Consider the following 18,553-nt stretch of genomic DNA (forward strand, 5'->3'; position numbering starts at 1 on the left):
GGTTATCTTTTCAAGTCATAAAACCTTTATTGGACCCTACTTGCAAGTATATAGTTGATTAATTAATTCTGTTTCTTTCGTCCTCGTTCCCGAAATTTCTCTGCTGTTCAGATTTCAGGTTCTTGTTCCCGAATTTGTAGCTTAAAGAAACCCTTACCCCTCTGGTGTCGCCATAGCTGGTGAAGTCTGTTTTCACTCCGTTAGACTCATAAGTGATCACAGGTCGCTGGCCATTCAAAAGATCCATACCGGTAACCGTAAGCGTCAGTTTCTTATCCAGGAGAAGAAATTTCATAGAGACATCCAGAATATTCATGGTTGAGATATGAAAGATCTGATAACGTCCCGGAAGCTGAAGCCCGTAGTTCGCACTGAAGAAAAGGGTTTTAGATTTATTCAGTGTAAAATCATTATTTGAATAGAAATAGGCATTATATCCGTCTATTGAACTGATGAAATCTGTTTTGGACTTTACCTTCTGATAATTCACATTAAACCCTGTAAAGCTGTTCCACCAGGACCACTTATTAAAATTGTAATAGGTGGAAACTCCTACCTGATACGTATTGGCATAGTTCAGAGGTGTACTTCTGGTGATATTCGTTTCAGGATCCAGAATAGAAAGATCCTGGCTGAAATCTGATACCTGAGAATAATACACAGAGGATACCCATTTTTGGTTTCTCACATAAGAAAACTCTAGATTATCAATAATAGAAGGCTTTAAAAAAGGATTTCCTTCCGAATAATAATAAGGGCTTGTACGCACCACAAACGGATTCAGATAATCGAAATTCGGTCTGCGGATCCTTCTGCTGTAGTTAAGAGAGAAAGAGTTTTTATCATTCGGATTATACGTCACATAGGCAGTGGGAAATAATTTCACATAATCATTTTTGTTGGTCTGATTAAGATTGTGAGAATAGCCCGTTGTCTGCGTTGCTTCCATTCTCAATCCTGCCTGGGTTTCCCATTTTTCACCCAGTTTTTTGCTTGCAGAAACATATAGAGCTTCATTATGCTCCTTATAATTAAAAATATTCGACTGATCTGTATTGAGGACTGGTGTTCCGGTTTTACGATCTATAACCACAAGATCGTTATTGGTATTCGTATAAGTGTATTTCCCCCCGAAGCTTAAAGAAGCCCATTTCAACGGCATTTCCACATCTACTTTTCCGGAATAGTTCTCAATACGGTTCACATTCGTATTCGTTGCCGAGAAAAAGCTTCCCGGAAGAGTATTTTTCAGGGGATCCAGTTCATTTCCTGCATAAAAGTTGTAATCACTTTTTCTGTAATGGAAATAATCAAAATCTGTAGTGATTTTTGTGCCGGCAGAATCTAACTTAAATGTATTATACCAGTTAAGAGAATTCATATTGGGTTTATTGTTGGCATCCATATCAGATGTAATGTAGGAGTTGACAGCTCCTGCCGGATTAAATCTTGAGGTGAAAGGACTGTTGGATGAGGTATTTCTGGTAAAACTCCCCAGATATTTGGCTCCTGTTGTCCATTTTTCAGATATTTTATAATCTACGCCAAGTCCCAGCCCGAGATTGTTCTCTTCAGACTTATTTTTTACATTCAGAATCCAAAGCTCATCCGGATAATAGATTTTACTGTCTGAGGTAGTACGGAGTCTCTGAGAATTCGTATTGGCTGTAACCTGTAATGAAAGTCTGTTTCGGTTGTAATTAAATGCTCCCTGAAGCCCGCCTCCTGCATAGGTTTTCTGAGTATAATTACCGCCGATGTTGGCATTCCAGGAATTGGCTTTTCCTTTTTTAAGTTTGATATTGATCAGTCCGCTGTCTCCTTCTGCATCATACTTTGCTGGTGGGGTAGTAATCACTTCAATAGACTGAATATTATCTGAAGGGATAGATTTTAAGAAGCTTGAAAGATCATCGGGAGACATTCTCTGAATACGGTCATCAATCATTATCAGAACTTCACCTTTTCCTACAATGGATACTTTCTCATCCTGAATACGAACCAAAGGAGTTGTTTTTAAAGCATCTATTGCTGTCCCTCCCGTAGCCGCAACCGAATTTTCCACATTGAAAACAAGACGGTCTATCTTTCTTTCCACCAGTTTTTTCTTTTGGGTTAAGCTGATCGCCTGGATTTCCTGGCTTTCCGGCTGGCTCTCTTTTATTATATAGCTTTTTGTCACCTCGCCTTCTATATTTTCACTTCCTTCGTATACCTTGCTTCCGTTCAGGAAAAATTCCATTTTATAAGAATCTGCTTTGGGAAGTTTAATAGAAAACTGTCCGTTTTCATCTGTAATTGCAGAGAACTTATCATCTCCTTTCAGCAAAATAACCTCTACGTAAGAAACATTTTTTGCCTTTTCATCAGATACTTTACCGGAAATACTCTGAGCATTAAGTTGAATGCCCATTCCTATGAAGGATAATAAAGGTATTAAGTATTTCTTTGTCATGTCTTTTATTTTATGTTTCAAATGTAGAATGTTGTATTTTGAACGATGCTACACGGAAGTGTAGTTTTAGGCGGTTTGTTGTAATACTACACTTTGGTGTAGAGCACTTATTTCCTGTGTTGACATCAGGTGATAATTCTTGTCCAGGAAATTTTTCAACCCGCTATAGGTAAGCATTACGGGGATAGTTTCTGAACCCAGATAATGAATAGGTTCGGCCAGTGTAATGGCTTCAATTCCCATAAGCTTAAGAACTTTCAGAAGCTTCGCATCACATTCCGCAATAGCAACAGAGTTTTTATTGCAGCAGACTTCATTGATTGCGTAAGCCATTAATGTTTTGAAAATTCCAAACCCCGTTTTATCAATTCCTTTTTTAATAGCAAATCTTCCGATATGCCAGATGTGGGTCTTTTTATTTTTGATAAAAGAAGATGGGGTAATCTGGAAAAGTTTCTCCAATGGAAGAACATCCTTGTGGTTCCATTTAAAAACTCTTATAGAACCATTGATCTTACCTTCGTGATCTCTGGAGACAAAAATTTTAGACTTTTTAAAGTTCTTTTCTTCATGATATATATCCTCTACTTCAGCTTTAAACTGATCCGTATCAGAATAACTTTCATGATGATTGAAATTTTCGGTAACAACAAATTCTGCTAATTCGTATAAGTTTTTATTACTTAAAGAGTAAAAGTTAAGATGTCCCATATTTTTTTTATCTTTATAGTAAAATTATTACACTGAATAGTGGGATAGGCTACACTTTAGTGTAGATTCCTTAAAGTCTACACTAAAGTGTAGTAACCTAAAAACTGTACCCTTAAAAACTAAACTATGGAAGAGATTGGAAAATTCTTTTCAAATAAAAACAGCATTGATTCGATCTCAGAGTCAGAGAATACTCAGACTTCTGACTACCTTGAGGTCATTAAAGCCTTTGCAAGAATCACCTATATGAGTCTGTATGTCATCGACTATCAGAAGCAGAATTTTGAGTATGTATCGGATAATCCTTTATTTCTTTGTGATCATACCCCCAAAGAAGTAGAAACAATGGGCTATGCTTTCTATTTCCGGCACGTGAAAAAAGAAGACCTGGACCTGTTGTTTAAAATCAATGAAGTAGGATTTGAATTCTACGAGAACCTGCCGGTAAATGAAAGAAAATTATACACCATTTCTTATGATTTTCATTTAGTCAACGCAAGTAAGAATACCATTCTTATCAATCATAAGCTGACCCCTCTTTTCTTATCTTCAGAAGGAAAAATGTGGAAAGCAATGTGTATTGTTTCATTATCGCATAACCACGCTTCCGGAAATATCTCTATTGTAAAGCAGGGAACTGATGAAATCTGGAATTATGATCTGAAAGATAGCAGATGGATTAAAGAAGAAAAGGTGAAGCTCTCAGAAAGAGAAGCCGAGATTCTGCGGTTATATGCACAGGGACTTACCATTAATGAAATTGCGGATAAAATTTTCGTGACAGGAGATACCGTAAAGTTCCATAGAAGAAAGCTGTTCGACAAAATGGGAGTAAGTAATATTACGGAAGCGCTGTCCTATGCCACCAATTACAAACTGATTTAATCATATAATGCACAAATAGCTATTCGGAAACAGCATTCATGTAAAACTGAGGAAAAGTTTTGTAGGGCTTTCCTGTGGCTATTTTGAACATTATATGGGTACACATTCCGGCAACAATCCACGATGCGATCGCTAATTGAGGAGGAGGAAGATTTTCTTTTTCCTTCTTATAATCATCGATGATATTTTCCAGCCACTCATTGGGTGTTCTCCAAAACCGCAGATAACCCGCAATGTACTCTACCATTTTCAGTTCATTAAAATTTTCATCGGAAAGAATATCTAGCGGAAGACCGCCAGGTTCCAGAACGGCGACTAAACCTCCCCAGCCAAGATTATAGGGATGCAGCACATGTATCCCTCTTTCCTGGCATATTTTGTCAAACACTACAGGAATATTGCTTGAAAAGTCCAATGCATTAATCGCAATATCGTGATCTCCGATTATTTCATGAACATTTTCAGGCGTAATAAATTCACTTCGGTAGCGGATATTGGCCTCCGGATTAATGCTTTTCAACCGGTGGTATAAGGTTTCCGCTTTGTAGGAAGAAATATCCTGATGCGTATAGTTTTGTCTGTTCAGATTAGACTGCTCAATAGTATCGCCATCCACAATGGTAATATTTTCAAAACCAAAACGAAGGGCACATTCAGCAATATTACTGCCGATTCCGCTTCCTGCAAGCAAAATAGAAAAATTTTTTATTGCCTGCTGCTCTTCCTGCTGTACGTATAACCTGTTTCGGGAATATTTTGTTTCCATTATTTCTATTTTAATACAAAAATAGGTGTCTTTATTCTGATTTTGACTACACGATAGTTTAGTTTTTGTTCTGAGAATCAAAATAAAAGCATGCGAAACATAGATTAAATATAGGATTTTTTAAAATCCCGAATTATATTATTCAATAAGCGGTGATTAAAATGAGATTAAAGGCTTAAACATTCTTTACTGCTTTTATCCGTTAATTTTGACTTTATCTTCGAGTTTTTCCAGCCTTTCAAAAATATCGGTGAAAATATTTTTATCTGCGGTAGAAACATAGCCTACAATCTTATAATACTGCTGGTCATCAGCGTTTTTAGTTTTAATGTCGGATGGATATTGCAGACGGCCGTCTTTATATAGCACCAGACTTGATAAGGCTTCTTTTTCCGGATCTGTCTTATTTAAAAATAAAATGTCTCCGTAGTGATAATTAAAAAGCAATTGTTTTTCTGAAGTAAATTCATAAATCAAATCAACGGATGCTAATATTTTTTGCAATATAGGCGAATTTGGATTATTATCTTCCGTTTTAGCCTGTGTTTCCTTGCTGTTTTGTATAGCCAGTTCCGGAAAAAGCATAAGCTGATCAATATCGGAAACGCTTACCAATTGGTTTACCTGGATGATTTCAGTCAGTAATTTATCCAGATTAAGGTTAAAATGATTGGCAACCTTTAATATTGTCTCAATCTTAGGTTCTGCACGTCCTTCCTCATAAGAGCTTATTACCCCTCTGTTTAAATCAAATAAATCAGCAAAAGCCTTCTGGCTCAGTCCTTTTACCTGTCTTATTTTCTTAATATTAGTTCCAAAGAAGCTCATTTTGTCTAATCATTTTTGCAAAGATAGAGAATCTGGAACAAATAATTGCTAATAATATTTGCATTTTGAAAGTTTTATTTTATATTTGTGTAGACAAAATAAAACACTAAACCAGCCATTATGAGAAATCAAATATTCAGAACGGTCAAAGAGTGGTTGTTAGATTATGAGTTTAACATCACGCTGGAGGATGAAGCTCAGAGAATCTTAATCATTGAAAAAGAATCCAACGGGATAAAAAATATGATCCTCATCATATCAGATTCTATTCTGATTATGGAACAGTTTCTTTTTGAAATCAAAAACCCATCAGAAAAAATATTCCTGAGACTGCTTCAGAAAAACAGGGACATTGTTCACGGAGCATTTGCATTGGACGGTACAGGAAGGCGTGTGATTTTCAGAGACACACTTCCTACCGATAATATGGCACAAAACGAAGTAATGGCTTCCATCAATTCTCTGGGAATCCTTGTGGGGGAATTTACAACAGAAATGCTAGAAATGAGTAAGTAATTCACAAAAGATATTTAAAATGAACATTTTCAAAAGATTGTTAACAATAGGAAAGGCAGAGATCCATTCTGTGATCGAAAACTTTGAAGACCCAATCAATTTAACGCAAGAGGGAATCCGTGAAATGAAAGAACAGCTGGCAAAAAGCATAGAAGCACTTGCACAGTTAAAAGCGCTTGCCATCCGGAAAAAGAATGAAGCTGAAACAGAAGGGCAGACGGCCAAAGATTACTATAATAAAGCTATAGTCATTGTTCAGAGAGCAGAAAAAGGAGAGGTAGGAACGGCAGAAGCAGACCGTCTTGCTAAAGAAGCCCTGAAAAGACAAACAGCTTCTCAGGAAAATGCAGATGCTCTTCAGAAAGAACATGAAAAACTGTACGAAGAATGCGAAAAGATGCAGGGAAATATCACTCACCTGAAATCAAGTATTACCAAATGGGAAAATGAATTGAAAACCCTGAAAGCAAGAGTTCAGGTAAGTGAAGCTACCAAAGATATCAATCAGAAGATGACCCAGATGGATACCGGAAGCACGGTAAGCATGCTGGAAAAACTGAAAGATCGTGTTGTACAGCAGGAAGCCCTTGCTGAAGCCTATTCTGACCTTTCAAAATCAGGAAAAAGCGTTGATGAAGAAATAGATGCTATAGTGAACAATAGCGATAAAAAGGCTGAAGAAGCCTTAAACAGATTAAAAGAAACACTTAAAAAAGGCTAATATATGACCTTTCAGGAATTTTTAAATGTAGCATTTTCTCCGGTGAATACGGTGCTGACGGTTCTTCTGGGGCTTTCAGTGGTGTATTGGCTCTTTACCATTCTTACAGGGCTGGATATCGATGTTGGGATTCATTCCGATCTGGATACAGATGCAGATATAGACGTTCCGGATGGTCATCTTCACACCCCTGATCACGACCCTTCGGCATGGATGCATTTCCTGAAATTTCTTAATCTGGATATTGTTCCGGTAACGTATTTTCTTACCCTTTCATTGCTGATCACCTGGCTGGGATCATTTTATCTGAATTATTTCATTCCACTTCCTACCTGGGCAGGAATACTGATTCTCTTTCCATTAATGATCGGAGGAATGCTATTAACAAGAATAATTTTAAAGCCTCTGAACCCTTTTTTTAAGGAAATCAATCATAAAGGTGAATTATCATATGCCTTTTTAGGAAGAGAAGGACGCTTAAAATCAAGCATTCAGGATGATAAAATAGGCATGATGGAAGTCTTTATCGGAAGTGATCCTATGACGCTGATGGTAAGAAGTAAAGACGGAAGCAGGCTTGAACATGGAAGCCGTGTTATGATTGTAGATGAAGAACCCGAAAAAAGGATTTACTATGTACAGCGGTCAATAAGATATTAAAAATAAGAACTAATAACCATGATAACTATTTTTTTGATTCTGATGAACTATATCCTGGATATCATCTGTCAATTTCTATAAAAACAAAAAACACAATCTATATATAAACTATAAACTTATAAAACTATGAACTTACCTTTAATTGCTGGAATTGTTGTTGCTGTGGTAGCATCAATCGGATTGATTTTCTGGATTTTATCGATGTATAAAAAAACCGTTCAGGGAATCGTTATTTTAAGAACTGGTTATGGAGGTACAAAAGTCTTCTTTAATGCAGGTATTGTCATTCCCATTATTCATCGTATGGAATCTATGGATATCTCTGTAAAAAAACTGGAGATTTCGAGAGAGGGAAGAGCTGGATTAATCTGCAAAGACAATATGAGAGCAGATATTCAGGTCGCATTTTTTATCCGCGTCAACAAATCAGTGGATGATATTGTGAATGTAGGTCAAACCATTGGCTGTCAGCGTGCTTCTGATGCCCAGACGTTGAGGGAACTCTTTGAAGCAAAATTTTCAGAAGCCCTTAAAACGGTAGGAAAGAAATTTGATTTTACAGAATTATATGAAGCAAGAAGCGAATTCCGTCAGGAAATCCTTGATATCATCGGAACAGATCTTAACGGATATGTGCTGGATGACTGCGCCATAGACTACCTTGAGCAGACTTCCATTGATAAATTAGATAAAGACAATATTCTTGATTCTGAAGGGATTAAGAAAATCACAGAACTGACAGCGACCCAAAATATTAAAGCCAATCAGGTTCGCCGTGATGAAGAAAAAACCATTACAAAACAAAATGTAGAAGCCAGAGAAGCCATTCTTGAGCTTGAAAAACAGCTGGCAGAAAAAGAAGAATCTCAAAAAAGAGAAGTCGCCAATATCAAAGCCCGTGAAAATGCAGAAATTCTGAAAGTAGAAGAAGAAGAACGTCTGAGATATGAAACTGTTCGCATTGCTACAGAAGAAAAACTGCAGATTGCTGAAGAAAATAAACTCCGTCAGGTCGTTATCGCTGCTAAAAATAAAGAACGTGCAGATCTGGTAGAAACCGAAAGAGTATTGAAAGATAAAGCCCTTGAAGCTACAGAAAGAGAAAGAATTGTCTCTCTTGCCCAGATTGAAAAAGAGAAAGCCATAGAGCTGGAGAAAAAAAGTATTCAGGATGCGATCCGTGAACGTTTGACAATGGAAAAAACCGTTGTAGAAGAGCAGCAGGGAATCAAAGATCTGGAAGCCTTCAAAACAGCAGAAAGAAATAAGCAGGTAGAAATTACTGTTGCCACTCAGGAAGCAGAGAAAAAACTGATCGAGGAAACAAGAGCCGCAGAATCCCGCAGATTGGCAGCAGAAAAAGATGCGCAGAAATATGTCATTGAAGCACAGGCGAAAAGAGATGCCGCAGAAAAAGAAGCAGAAGCCCGTAAGATTATTGCAGATGCTAAAGCAAAAGAAGAAGCAACCGTAGGATTGTCAGAAGCTCAGGTAATGCATGCAAAAGCAGATGCTGCAGAAAGACAGGGAGTTGCAGAAGCTACAGTGATTGAGAAAAAAGCAGATGCCAATAAAAAAGAAGGAATTGCCCAGGCAGAAGTCATCAAAGAAAAAGCATTGGCAGAAGCAGCAGGAATCACAGAGAAAGCAGAAGCCATGAAGAAACTGAATGATGCCGGTAAAGACCACGAAGAATTCCGTCTTCAGCTTGCCAAAGAAAAAGATGTGGAACTGGCTCAGATCGCTATTCAGAAAGATATCGCAGAAGCGCAGTCTATGGTATTGGCGGAAGCTTTCAAATCTGCAAAAATTGATATCGTAGGAGGTGATAATACATTCTTCGACAATGTTATCAGACAGGTTTCTGCAGGAAAAGGACTGGATAAATTCATCAGCCACAGCGAAAACGCGCAGATTGTAAAAGAAAACCTTCTGGGTGATGGGGAAAACATCATCGGAAAAGTGATGGGAATGGTAGATAAATACAAAATCTCATCTGATGACATCAAAAATATGAGCATTGCTTCTTTGATCTTTAAACTGAACGGCGTTGCCTCTCATCAGGAAAAAGGAATTCTGGAAAGAGCGCTGGATATGGCGAAACACCTGGGCGTGGAAAACAAGCCGGTGAACAATAACCATATATAATGCAAGAGTGCTTTAGATACTTTAAGAGATTCTAAGCCTCAAACCTTATAGGTTTTAAAAACCTATAAGGTTTATATCAAAAAATTTTCAAAGTACCACAAGTTATACAAATATCTGCTGTGAGACAGCAGTGATGACAACCTAAATAAAAACGATGTCAGAACAACTTAATTCCGGAACTTACGAAATTATTCAGAACCGTTTAAATGAGCAGAAGAATAACCTGATTCAGAGACTTCAGCAGCTTAATGAAAACCGTAAAAATATATTTGGCGGGGTAGATTTTTCACTCATTGCCAATGAAAGAATTTCAACGTATCACAGCTGTATAGCCAAAGATATCTATTCACTGGGTGATCACCTGATATTCGGGTTTAATGCCCACCTGGGACTTCAGACGGAAATCAATATTTCGGACGTTTTTTCAATATATACAATTAATAATGACCGGTTTGAACCTCAGCTTCAAACCCTGATCAATGATGAGGTTTTCATTGATGAGTTCAAAAACCTTTACAAATATTACAGAAATACTTTCTTTGCCAGGTTTACCTTCACCGAAAACTATCTGTATATGGTTTTCCAGCTGTCCGAAAGTACCACAGATATCAAAGCCTTTAAATGGCTGATCAAAGAAAATCAACTGGTCTATGTAGACTCAAGAAGTGCTTCCGAGACCTCTTACCCTCAGCAGCATGGTTTTGTATGGACAAAGGCCACGAGAGATATGCAGAGATCCGGGAAACATCCTCATATTTCTTTAGCAGATAAAGTTTTCGTAGAAAGTATTGGTGGAGATATTACCATCAAAGTAGAAGACAATACAGATACAGGAAAAGGAATTTACTCCGAAGATGTCATTCATAAAGATCAGAATCTGGACGATGCTGAGATTCATTTCTGTGATCTCGATAATCTTGTTTTGTTTAAAATAAAACCCTATCAGGAAACAGAACGCTATTTTATTTATAACCACAAAGAAAAGACCGTTTCCAGAGCAGATGCCCTTAAATATTCAGGGCTTTTGCTTCCGGAAAATCAAGGGGTATTGTTTTCAAACGGATATGCCCTGCAGACCGGTGGATTAAAAGTAATTTCTCAGGATCAGAACAGACTTTACTATCTCAAAACAATTATTGAGCCTAACGGAGAAAATTTTTTATACGTTTTCTACGATGATAAAACCAACAATTATCAGTTGATTTCTTATAATATCATCACCCAAACCATCGAAATACCAATCCGATGCAGTGGATTTACGTTTCTCAATGATGGAAAACTGATCTATCTCAGAGAAAGTATTGAAACCACTAAGCATCATCTGGCTCAGATCTGGCAGACTCCTTTTTCTAAAGAACTGCTGCCTAATGCGGAAAAAGCAGACAGTTTACTTTACAAAATAGGAAATAAAGATATTGTAAGAGTAATGGCAGAGAGCCAGGAGCTGATCACTCTTCTGAACAAAAAAGACTCTTACAGCGGTTTGTATGATGATATTGTAAAGCTTTCCACCTTTATTCTGGATACTTATTATTTCCTTGGTGAAGATGAGGTTCAGAAACTGGATCAGCCATTGAAAGAGATCAGAGCGATTGCGCATTCGGCCATCAATGAGTACGAAAAAGTAGTAGAACAAAGGAAAAATACAGAGGAAACTTTAGAAAAAATAAAGTTGTCCTGTGATAAAATTCTTGATGATACCAAAAGGCTTCACTATTCTCAGCTTACTGAATATATTGATGCTCTTTCTCAGATCAGAGCCTTAAGAGGAGAAGTGACGGGAGCAAGAGCGCTTAAATATGCAGACACAATTTTGCTGGATGCGTTGGAAAAATCTCTTGCAGACCGTTATACAGAACTGTCAAATGCCTGTGTGGAATTTCTGCTTCAGGAGGGAGCATTATTACCTTATCAAGAAAGAGCTGAGAAGATTTCCGAAGATATTATTGGACTGCAGAAAGCCATTGATGCCAAAACAATTGAAGAAAATATCAATCTCCTTTCCGGGCAGCTGGAATTGTTGGTGGATATTGTCAATAACCTTAAAATTGAAGACACCTCCCAGTCTACCCAGATTATTGAAAACATATCTCTGATTTTTGCGAGACTGAATCAGGAAAGGCTGGGACTCAGCAAAAGAAAAAGAGAAATTTCAGGAAAAGAACTCGCCTCAGATTTTCAGGCTCAGATTACCCTGTTTGACCAATCGGTGATCAATTTTCTGGAACTTTCGCAAACTCCGGAAAAATGTGATGAATATCTCACCAAACTTTCCATCCAGTTGGAAGAAATGGAAACGAAATTTATTGATTTCGAAGAATTTATCCAGCAGATAGGAACTAAAAGAGAAGAAGTTTACGGACATTTTCAGAATAAAAGAGTACAACTTACCGAAACACGAAATAAAAGGACTCAGAATCTTTTTGATGCTGGGCAGAGAATCCTGAAATCTGTACAGACCAAAGCAGAATCTTTTGACTCTGAAAATGAGATCAACGGTTACTTTGCAGCTGATCTGATGGTGGAGAAAGTGAAGGATCTTTCAAGACAGCTTGCAGAGCTGGAAGATTCAGCAAAATCTGAGGAAATTCAGACGCTGTTAAAAACATTACAACAAGAAGCGGTAAGAAAGCTTAAAGATAAAAAAGAGATCTATGCAGACGGAGAAAGCGTCATTGCATTGGGAGACTATAAATTTGCAGTCAATCAGCAGAAGCTGGATCTTACTTTGGTGCATAGAAATGCCCAATATTATTATCACCTTACCGGAACAAGCTTTTATGAACCTTTGAATTTCACAGCAGATGAATTCAAAGAAGTCTGGAATCAGGAATTTGTATCAGAAAATAGCACGGTAAAAAGATTTGAATATCTTGCCTGGAATGTGTTTTCCGCTCACAAGGAAATAACTTCAGAGATTGAAAACGAAAAGGCTGTACAGCAGTTTACAGCAGAGCATTTCGGAGAAGGATTGGTAAAAGGAATTCATGATAAAGATGCTGAGACAATTGTATTGAAACTTCAGCAGATGCACAATGAATTGGGACTGATGAGGTTTACTGCACAGGAAAGAGCACTGGCACAGCTTTTCTGGTTTTTCCTGGAAAGTGAAAGAAAAGAATATTATACCAAACAGTTTGAAGCAGCCGCTATTATTGCTCAATCATTCACTGTAAAACAGGGATTTGAGTATTTAATCAGAGAAATTTCGGAGGAAATGAAATCTTTTGCATCGGCCCATGGTGTTTTTAAAGAAACGGATTGTATCAATGCTGCCATATACCTTAAACAGGAAGACAAAGAAAACTTCCTGATCTCAGAAAAAGCGGCCGGATTATATGAACTTTTCATGAAAGAACTGAAGGAAAAAGGCAAAGACCTGGAGTTTATCAGCCAGTTGCAGGCAATGTATCAATACCCTCAGGCATGTTATTATATTGCAGAAAGCGCGCTAAAAGCCTTTAATTCTGGGGCTGGCCAAGATATTATACAGGAGGCAGCAGTATTTATCATCAGTCAGAAGTTTGATCCGAATAATATCAAATACATTTCTTATGAAGTCACCATAAAAGAACTGAAGTCTCTTGAAAAAGATACGGAATACCATCTTAGCTACTTTGAATTTGTATCCCGTCTTAGTCATTTTAATACGGTTACCGTTCCTAAATACAAACGGCTTCAGGAATTGAAGTACAGCTGGGTGGATGAAAAGAAAAAAGCGATGAAACTTGATACTTTCAAATCTCAGGTATTGAGTTCATTTGTGAGAAATAAACTGATCAATGATGTCTATTTCCCTCTGATCGGTGCCAACCTTGCCAAGCAGCTGGGAACTGCCGGTACCGATAAAAGAACAGACAGAATGGGAATGCTTCTTCTGGTCTCTCCGCCTGGATATGGAAAAACTACCCTGATGGAATATATGGCCGAAAGAATGGGACTGGTCTTCATGAAGATCAACGGACCGTCGTTAGGATATGATATTGTATCAACAGATCCATCCGAAGCCAAAAATGCAGGGGCGAGACAGGAACTTGAAAAACTGAATCTCGCCCTGGAAATGGGAGATAATGTCATGCTTTATCTTGATGACATTCAGCATTGTAATCCTGAGTTTTTACAGAAATTTATTTCACTGGCAGATGGACAGAGAAAAATTGAAGGAATCTACAACGGAGAAAGTAAAACATACGATCTCCGATCCAAGAGATTCTGTCTCGTAATGGCGGGGAATCCTTATACGGAGAGTGGAGAAAAATTTAAAATTCCGGACATGCTGGCCAATCGTTCAGATACTTACAACTTAGGAGAAATATCCGGATCAAAAACAGATCTTTTCGACCTGAGCCTTATTGAAAATGCCCTGATGTCCAACGAATATCTGACCAGACTGACCAATCCGGGAATTGAAAACCTGTATGAGCTTTATGATTGTGTGATTACAGATCATCCTGCTGACAACCTGAAAGGAAACTTCAGCTCCAGTGAAATATCGGATTTCAGAGCAGTACTGAAAAATACAATCAGGGTAAGAAATATGGTGCTGAAGGTAAACAAAGAATATATTGCCTCTGCAGCCATGTCAGATGATTACAGAAATGAACCCTCATTCAAGCTGCAGGGATCTTACCGTAATATGAATAAACTGATAACACAGATACAGCCTATCCTGAAAGACAATGAAGTTATCCAGATCGTCCTGGATCACTATCAGAATGAATCTCAGACGCTGACAACAGGGGCAGAAGCCAATATGCTGAAACTGAAAGAGCTGATAGGAATTCTCTCAGAAGAAGAAACCGAACGCTGGAATGAGATCAGAAAAACCTTTGTTAAAAATAAAACCTTAAAAGGTCTTGGAGAAAATGATAGAATGTCCCAGATTGTAGCGCTGCTTGCCCAATTTGGAGATGGGTTGGAAGGCATTAAAGAGGTTCTCAGAAAAGAAAATTAACCCTGTGAAGAATAAAAATAAACTGCATCACTTAATGGATGCAGTTTATGTTTTTATTGACGGATTACCTTGGCATTTTTATCAGAAAGCTTCTCAGAAATCCATTTCTTCATTTTTTCTTCCTGCTCTTTTTCTTCTTTTTCAGATTGATAGAGAACAACGGTACTTACATTGGCACTGTCTGTATTCGGAAAATTGGTTACTTTACCAATAGAAATATGGTTAAAGTCAGGAAATAGAATATTGATTTCTTTTATAAGACTGGAGTCCTTTATGGTATAACGATCCAGTTGCTGCCTTAAACGATTGATAATAAGATCTTTTTCAGATACTGCACTATTTCGCTGGCCGATTTCATTCAATATTTCGGATTTCAGATCTGTAGCATCCTGTTTTATAATAAGTTCAGTATTGGATATTCCAAGATTTTTAAGTTTTTGATTAATAGAATCCAATTCTTTCTTATCAAACTTTTTGGATAAAAAAGCTAATTCTATTTTCTTCGGTGAAGAATTATAGTTTACTTTTTTATAAATCATAGTATATCCCTTCTGTGTAAACTCATTATTGATAAAATTATCAACACTCTGGCTAAACTTTTTTTCATTCAACAGGTTATAAGCCAGATATGAGCTGGGAAGGATCATAATGATAATTAATGCGCTGATCCCAAACCGGATCTGTCTTTCATATTTTCGATCAACAAGTTTTACCGGTTGATATCTAAGGTATTTGATAATAAGAAACGTAGCGATGCAAATAAAAAAACAATTGATGGTATAAAGATAAAAAGCACCTATAAAGTAACTCCATTTAGCCACAGAAAGCGCATATCCTGCAGTACAGAGAGGAGGCATCAAAGCCGTGGCAATGGCCACTCCCGGAACAGGATTTCCCTGTTTTACCCTTGTAATGGCGATAACTCCAACAAGTCCTCCGAAAAAGGCAATAAGGACATCGTAAATGTTTGGGGCTGTACGGGCCAGAAGCTCTGATTGAGTTTCCTTAAACGGGCTTAAGGAAAAATAAATGAAAGAAACCAATAAACTGACCAGAGTGGCTATCAATAGGTTTTTCATAGATCTCTTCAGCAATTGAAAATTATAGGTTCCCAATGCAAATCCTGCTCCTACTATAGGTCCCATTAAAGGAGATATAAGCATGGCCCCGATAATGACGGCAGTGGAGTTTACATTAAGACCCACGGAGGCAATCACTATTGCACACGCCAAAATCCATAAATTGGAACCGCGAAAAGAAATGTTTTCGGTAACGTTTTCAAGAACTTTCTGCTTGTCTTCCTCTCCAAAATGAAGATTGATAAATCTAAAAAATTTTCCCACCATTATATTTTGATCTTTTTCTGAAAATAAAAATACATAATTAAATGTAATCTTTACCTTCTGTCTGTTCTATAAAATAAAAACTTGGCATACAAATCTGCTTGAGAAGAGAACTCATTCATAATCTGTATCCATAATATTAGATACTTCTGTATCTGTATCCAAAATTAAATACGCCATAATTTTGTTTAGCTAAAGAAGAAAATATGGAAACAATTACTCAACATCAGAAACAGTTTCAATATGCTGAAGCTTATATATCAGACATGTTGATGCTTAAAAATATCTTTCTGGAAACACAGCATCTGAAAAAAGCAGACCACAGTTTCGGACTTCCTTTTCTTTTGGCTAAAAATGATAGGGAAGTCATTGCTTTTGCCAGTCTTATCGTCAATGAAAAAGAAAAAATATCTTTTAAAATCTATGATAAAAACAGCATGACAGAAGCAGAAAAAAGAAACTTTTCTTCCCGGGCAGAAAGATATTGCAGAAATAATCAAACACCCAATTTTCAGGATCCGGAACAATTGAAAAGTAGTATCAGCAGTATGATCAGCTGGCTGAATACTGAATAAAAACAGGATAAAATTGTACATTTACTTAAAACCCCTGATTCTATGTCTAAAGATGTGCTGTACCTTAAAATAGCCAATTCTGTTACAGAGCAGATTAAAAGCGAAACCCTGCAGTTTGGAGACAGGCTGCCTTCATTGAGAAGCGCCCAGAAATTATACAATGTAAGCCTGAATACCATAAAGCAGGCGTATATGGAACTCGAAAGCCGTTCTCTGGTAGAATCACGTCCTAAATATGGATATTATGTAAGCCAGACTTCCCAGCGGAAACTGGCGCTGCCTTCTGTGACTCAGATGAAGGTTTCAGAAGGGAACAACACCCCTCAGGATCTTATTGACAAGGTGTTCGGGAGTATTGGTGGTACAGATGTTACACAGTTTGCCCTTGGAATTCCGGGGAAAAGTCTTCTTCCGGTAGCGAAGATGAAGAAATGCATGATTGACGTGATGAAAAGGAAAAGCGACAGCGGAACCAATTACGAACCCGTGCAGGGGAGCGAAGTTCTGCGTCGGGAAATTGCCAAATGGTCCATGGTCATGGAAGGGAAAATCACAGAAGATGATCTGGTTATTACTTCCGGAGCGATGAATGCCGTTTATAATTGCTTAATGGCCGTGACGCAACCGGGAGATTCGGTGGCGGTGGAGAGTCCGGTGTATTTCGGAATTCTGCAGGCCATTCAATTATTAGGGCTGAAGGCAGTTGAAATTCCTACGCATCCTATCACAGGAGTAGATCTGGATGCTCTAAAGAAAGTGCTTCCAAAGCTGTCTGCATGTTGTTTTGTAGTAAACTATAATAATCCACTTGGATTCCAGATGCCGGATGAAAACAAAAAAGAATTGGTGAAAATGCTTACCGAACACAATGTTCCTTTGGTAGAAGATGATGTCTATGGTAACATCTATTTCGGAGCCGGAAGACCAAAACCCTGTAAGTTTTATGATGAAGCAGGAATTGTGATGTGGATAGGCTCGGTTTCCAAAACATTGGCTCCGGGCTTTAGAGTGGGATGGGTAGCCCCCGGAAAATTTAAAGAAAAAATCATCCGTCAGAAATTGGTTCAGACGGTAAGCGGACCATCTTTGTTTTCGGATGTGATTGCTGATTTCCTTGCTCACGGACGGTATGACCACCACCTCAGAATGTTCAGGAAAAAGCTGTATGCAAATTATCTCCAGATCCAGAAATCGGTGATTGAATATTTTCCTGATAATACAAAAATCTCAGAGCCTAAAGGCGGTTTTATGCTTTGGCTGGAACTGGATAAGAGAATCTGTACAGAAGATCTTTATGATATTGCAGTCAGCCAGAAAGTAAACTTTGCTCCCGGAAGGATGTTTTCACAATATAATCAGTATCAGAACTGTATGCGTCTGAACTATGCATTAGAGTGGACAGACAGGGTGGACAGTGACCTGGAGAAGCTTGGAAAAATGATAAAAAACAGAATTTAATAAACCTTATAGCGATGAATGATAGTAAAAATGATGTAAAAATTGTGGCCTATGAATCTCAGTATAAAGAAGCTTTCAAAGCTTTGAATGAAGAATGGATCAAAATGTTTTTTGTAATGGAAGCAGGTGATTATAAGCTGTTGGATCATCCGGAAGAGGAAATTTTAAATAAAGAAGGACACATTGTCTTTGCTTTGCTGGATGGAGAAGCGGTAGGAACCTGTGCATTGGTAAAAACGGAAGATCATCCTCTTACTTTTGAGCTGTCAAAGATGGCCGTAAGCCCTAAGGCTCAAGGAAAAAAAATAGGCTATCTGCTGGGAAATGCTTTAGTAGAAAAGGCAAGAGCATTAAATGCAGAAAAAATCTTTTTAGTCACCAACTCTATTTTGGTTCCGGCCATAAAACTGTACGAAAAATTAGGCTTTATCCATACCCCTATCGGTCATGCTGAGTACGACCGTGCAGATGTCAGAATGGAGTTGACTTTCAATACGTAAACAAAAAAAATATTAGAACCCGGATAGGAATAT

At 37.7% G+C, this 18,553-nt stretch carries 14 protein-coding genes; 9 read left to right on the plus strand and 5 right to left on the minus strand.

Going from position 1 to position 18,553, the window contains the following annotated elements:
* Window positions 1-58: 58 nt before the first annotated feature.
* Together BW946_RS05695 and BW946_RS05700 are read right to left on the minus strand one after the other, a co-directional pair.
* Window positions 59-2,455, minus strand: a complete 2,397-nt coding sequence (locus tag BW946_RS05695; protein ID WP_076595232.1) for a TonB-dependent receptor — start codon at window positions 2,453-2,455, stop codon at window positions 59-61.
* 66 nt (window positions 2,456-2,521) lie between these two features.
* A complete protein-coding gene (locus BW946_RS05700; protein ID WP_076595233.1) occupies window positions 2,522-3,166 on the minus strand; it encodes a hypothetical protein in 645 nt (214 codons plus the stop codon).
* A 126-nt stretch (window positions 3,167-3,292) separates the two neighbouring features.
* On the opposite strand from BW946_RS05700, the gene BW946_RS05705 reads away from it, so the two are divergent.
* Window positions 3,293-4,051 carry a response regulator transcription factor gene (locus BW946_RS05705; protein WP_076595234.1) on the plus strand — a complete coding sequence of 253 codons (759 nt, stop codon included), beginning with the start codon at window positions 3,293-3,295 and terminating at the stop codon, window positions 4,049-4,051.
* A 19-nt stretch (window positions 4,052-4,070) separates the two neighbouring features.
* On the opposite strand, the gene BW946_RS05710 is transcribed toward BW946_RS05705, so the two are convergent.
* Both BW946_RS05710 and BW946_RS05715 read right to left on the minus strand, forming a co-directional pair.
* On the minus strand, window positions 4,071-4,817 hold the full coding sequence (locus BW946_RS05710; RefSeq protein ID WP_076595235.1) for a ThiF family adenylyltransferase: 747 nt from the start codon (window positions 4,815-4,817) through the stop codon (window positions 4,071-4,073).
* Window positions 4,818-5,012: 195 nt separating this feature from the next.
* Window positions 5,013-5,645, minus strand: a complete 633-nt coding sequence (locus tag BW946_RS05715; protein WP_076595236.1) for a helix-turn-helix domain-containing protein — start codon at window positions 5,643-5,645, stop codon at window positions 5,013-5,015.
* 120 nt (window positions 5,646-5,765) lie between these two features.
* Between BW946_RS05715 and BW946_RS05720 the strand changes: the two genes are divergently transcribed.
* From BW946_RS05720 to BW946_RS05740, 5 genes are all read left to right on the plus strand, one after another.
* Window positions 5,766-6,161 carry a type III secretion system chaperone family protein gene (locus tag BW946_RS05720; protein ID WP_076595237.1) on the plus strand — a complete coding sequence of 132 codons (396 nt, stop codon included), beginning with the start codon at window positions 5,766-5,768 and terminating at the stop codon, window positions 6,159-6,161.
* Between the two features lie 19 nt (window positions 6,162-6,180).
* On the plus strand, window positions 6,181-6,882 hold the full coding sequence (locus BW946_RS05725) for a PspA/IM30 family protein (protein ID WP_076595238.1): 702 nt from the start codon (window positions 6,181-6,183) through the stop codon (window positions 6,880-6,882).
* Window positions 6,883-6,885: 3 nt separating this feature from the next.
* Window positions 6,886-7,542 carry a hypothetical protein gene (locus tag BW946_RS05730; protein ID WP_076595239.1) on the plus strand — a complete coding sequence of 219 codons (657 nt, stop codon included), beginning with the start codon at window positions 6,886-6,888 and terminating at the stop codon, window positions 7,540-7,542.
* A gap of 126 nt (window positions 7,543-7,668) precedes the next feature.
* Window positions 7,669-9,690, plus strand: coding sequence for a flotillin family protein (locus tag BW946_RS05735; RefSeq protein WP_076595240.1), 2,022 nt, complete (start codon window positions 7,669-7,671; stop codon window positions 9,688-9,690).
* A gap of 154 nt (window positions 9,691-9,844) precedes the next feature.
* Window positions 9,845-14,644, plus strand: a complete 4,800-nt coding sequence (locus BW946_RS05740; protein WP_076595241.1) for a DNA repair ATPase — start codon at window positions 9,845-9,847, stop codon at window positions 14,642-14,644.
* 53 nt (window positions 14,645-14,697) lie between these two features.
* Here BW946_RS05740 and BW946_RS05745 read toward each other — a convergent pair whose 3' ends face one another.
* The gene (locus BW946_RS05745; protein ID WP_083688786.1) at window positions 14,698-15,990 is read right to left on the minus strand and encodes a DUF389 domain-containing protein; all 1,293 of its coding nucleotides are present in this window, start codon (window positions 15,988-15,990) and stop codon (window positions 14,698-14,700) included.
* A 203-nt stretch (window positions 15,991-16,193) separates the two neighbouring features.
* Here BW946_RS05745 and BW946_RS05750 point away from each other — a divergent pair, with 203 nt between their 5' ends.
* Genes BW946_RS05750 through BW946_RS05760 form a run of 3 tightly spaced genes read left to right on the plus strand, consistent with a single transcriptional unit; the run spans window position 16,194 to window position 18,520 of the window.
* On the plus strand, window positions 16,194-16,562 hold the full coding sequence (locus BW946_RS05750) for a hypothetical protein (protein ID WP_076595242.1): 369 nt from the start codon (window positions 16,194-16,196) through the stop codon (window positions 16,560-16,562).
* Between the two features lie 42 nt (window positions 16,563-16,604).
* Window positions 16,605-18,020, plus strand: coding sequence for an aminotransferase-like domain-containing protein (locus BW946_RS05755; protein WP_076595243.1), 1,416 nt, complete (start codon window positions 16,605-16,607; stop codon window positions 18,018-18,020).
* Between the two features lie 14 nt (window positions 18,021-18,034).
* Complete coding sequence (locus tag BW946_RS05760) at window positions 18,035-18,520, plus strand: GNAT family N-acetyltransferase (RefSeq protein WP_076595244.1); 486 nt, start codon at window positions 18,035-18,037, stop codon at window positions 18,518-18,520.
* Window positions 18,521-18,553 lie beyond the last annotated feature (33 nt).

Source organism: Chryseobacterium sp. RU33C, assembly GCF_900156015.1.
In the GTDB taxonomy this organism is placed as follows: Bacteria; Bacteroidota; Bacteroidia; order Flavobacteriales; family Weeksellaceae; genus Chryseobacterium; species Chryseobacterium candidae.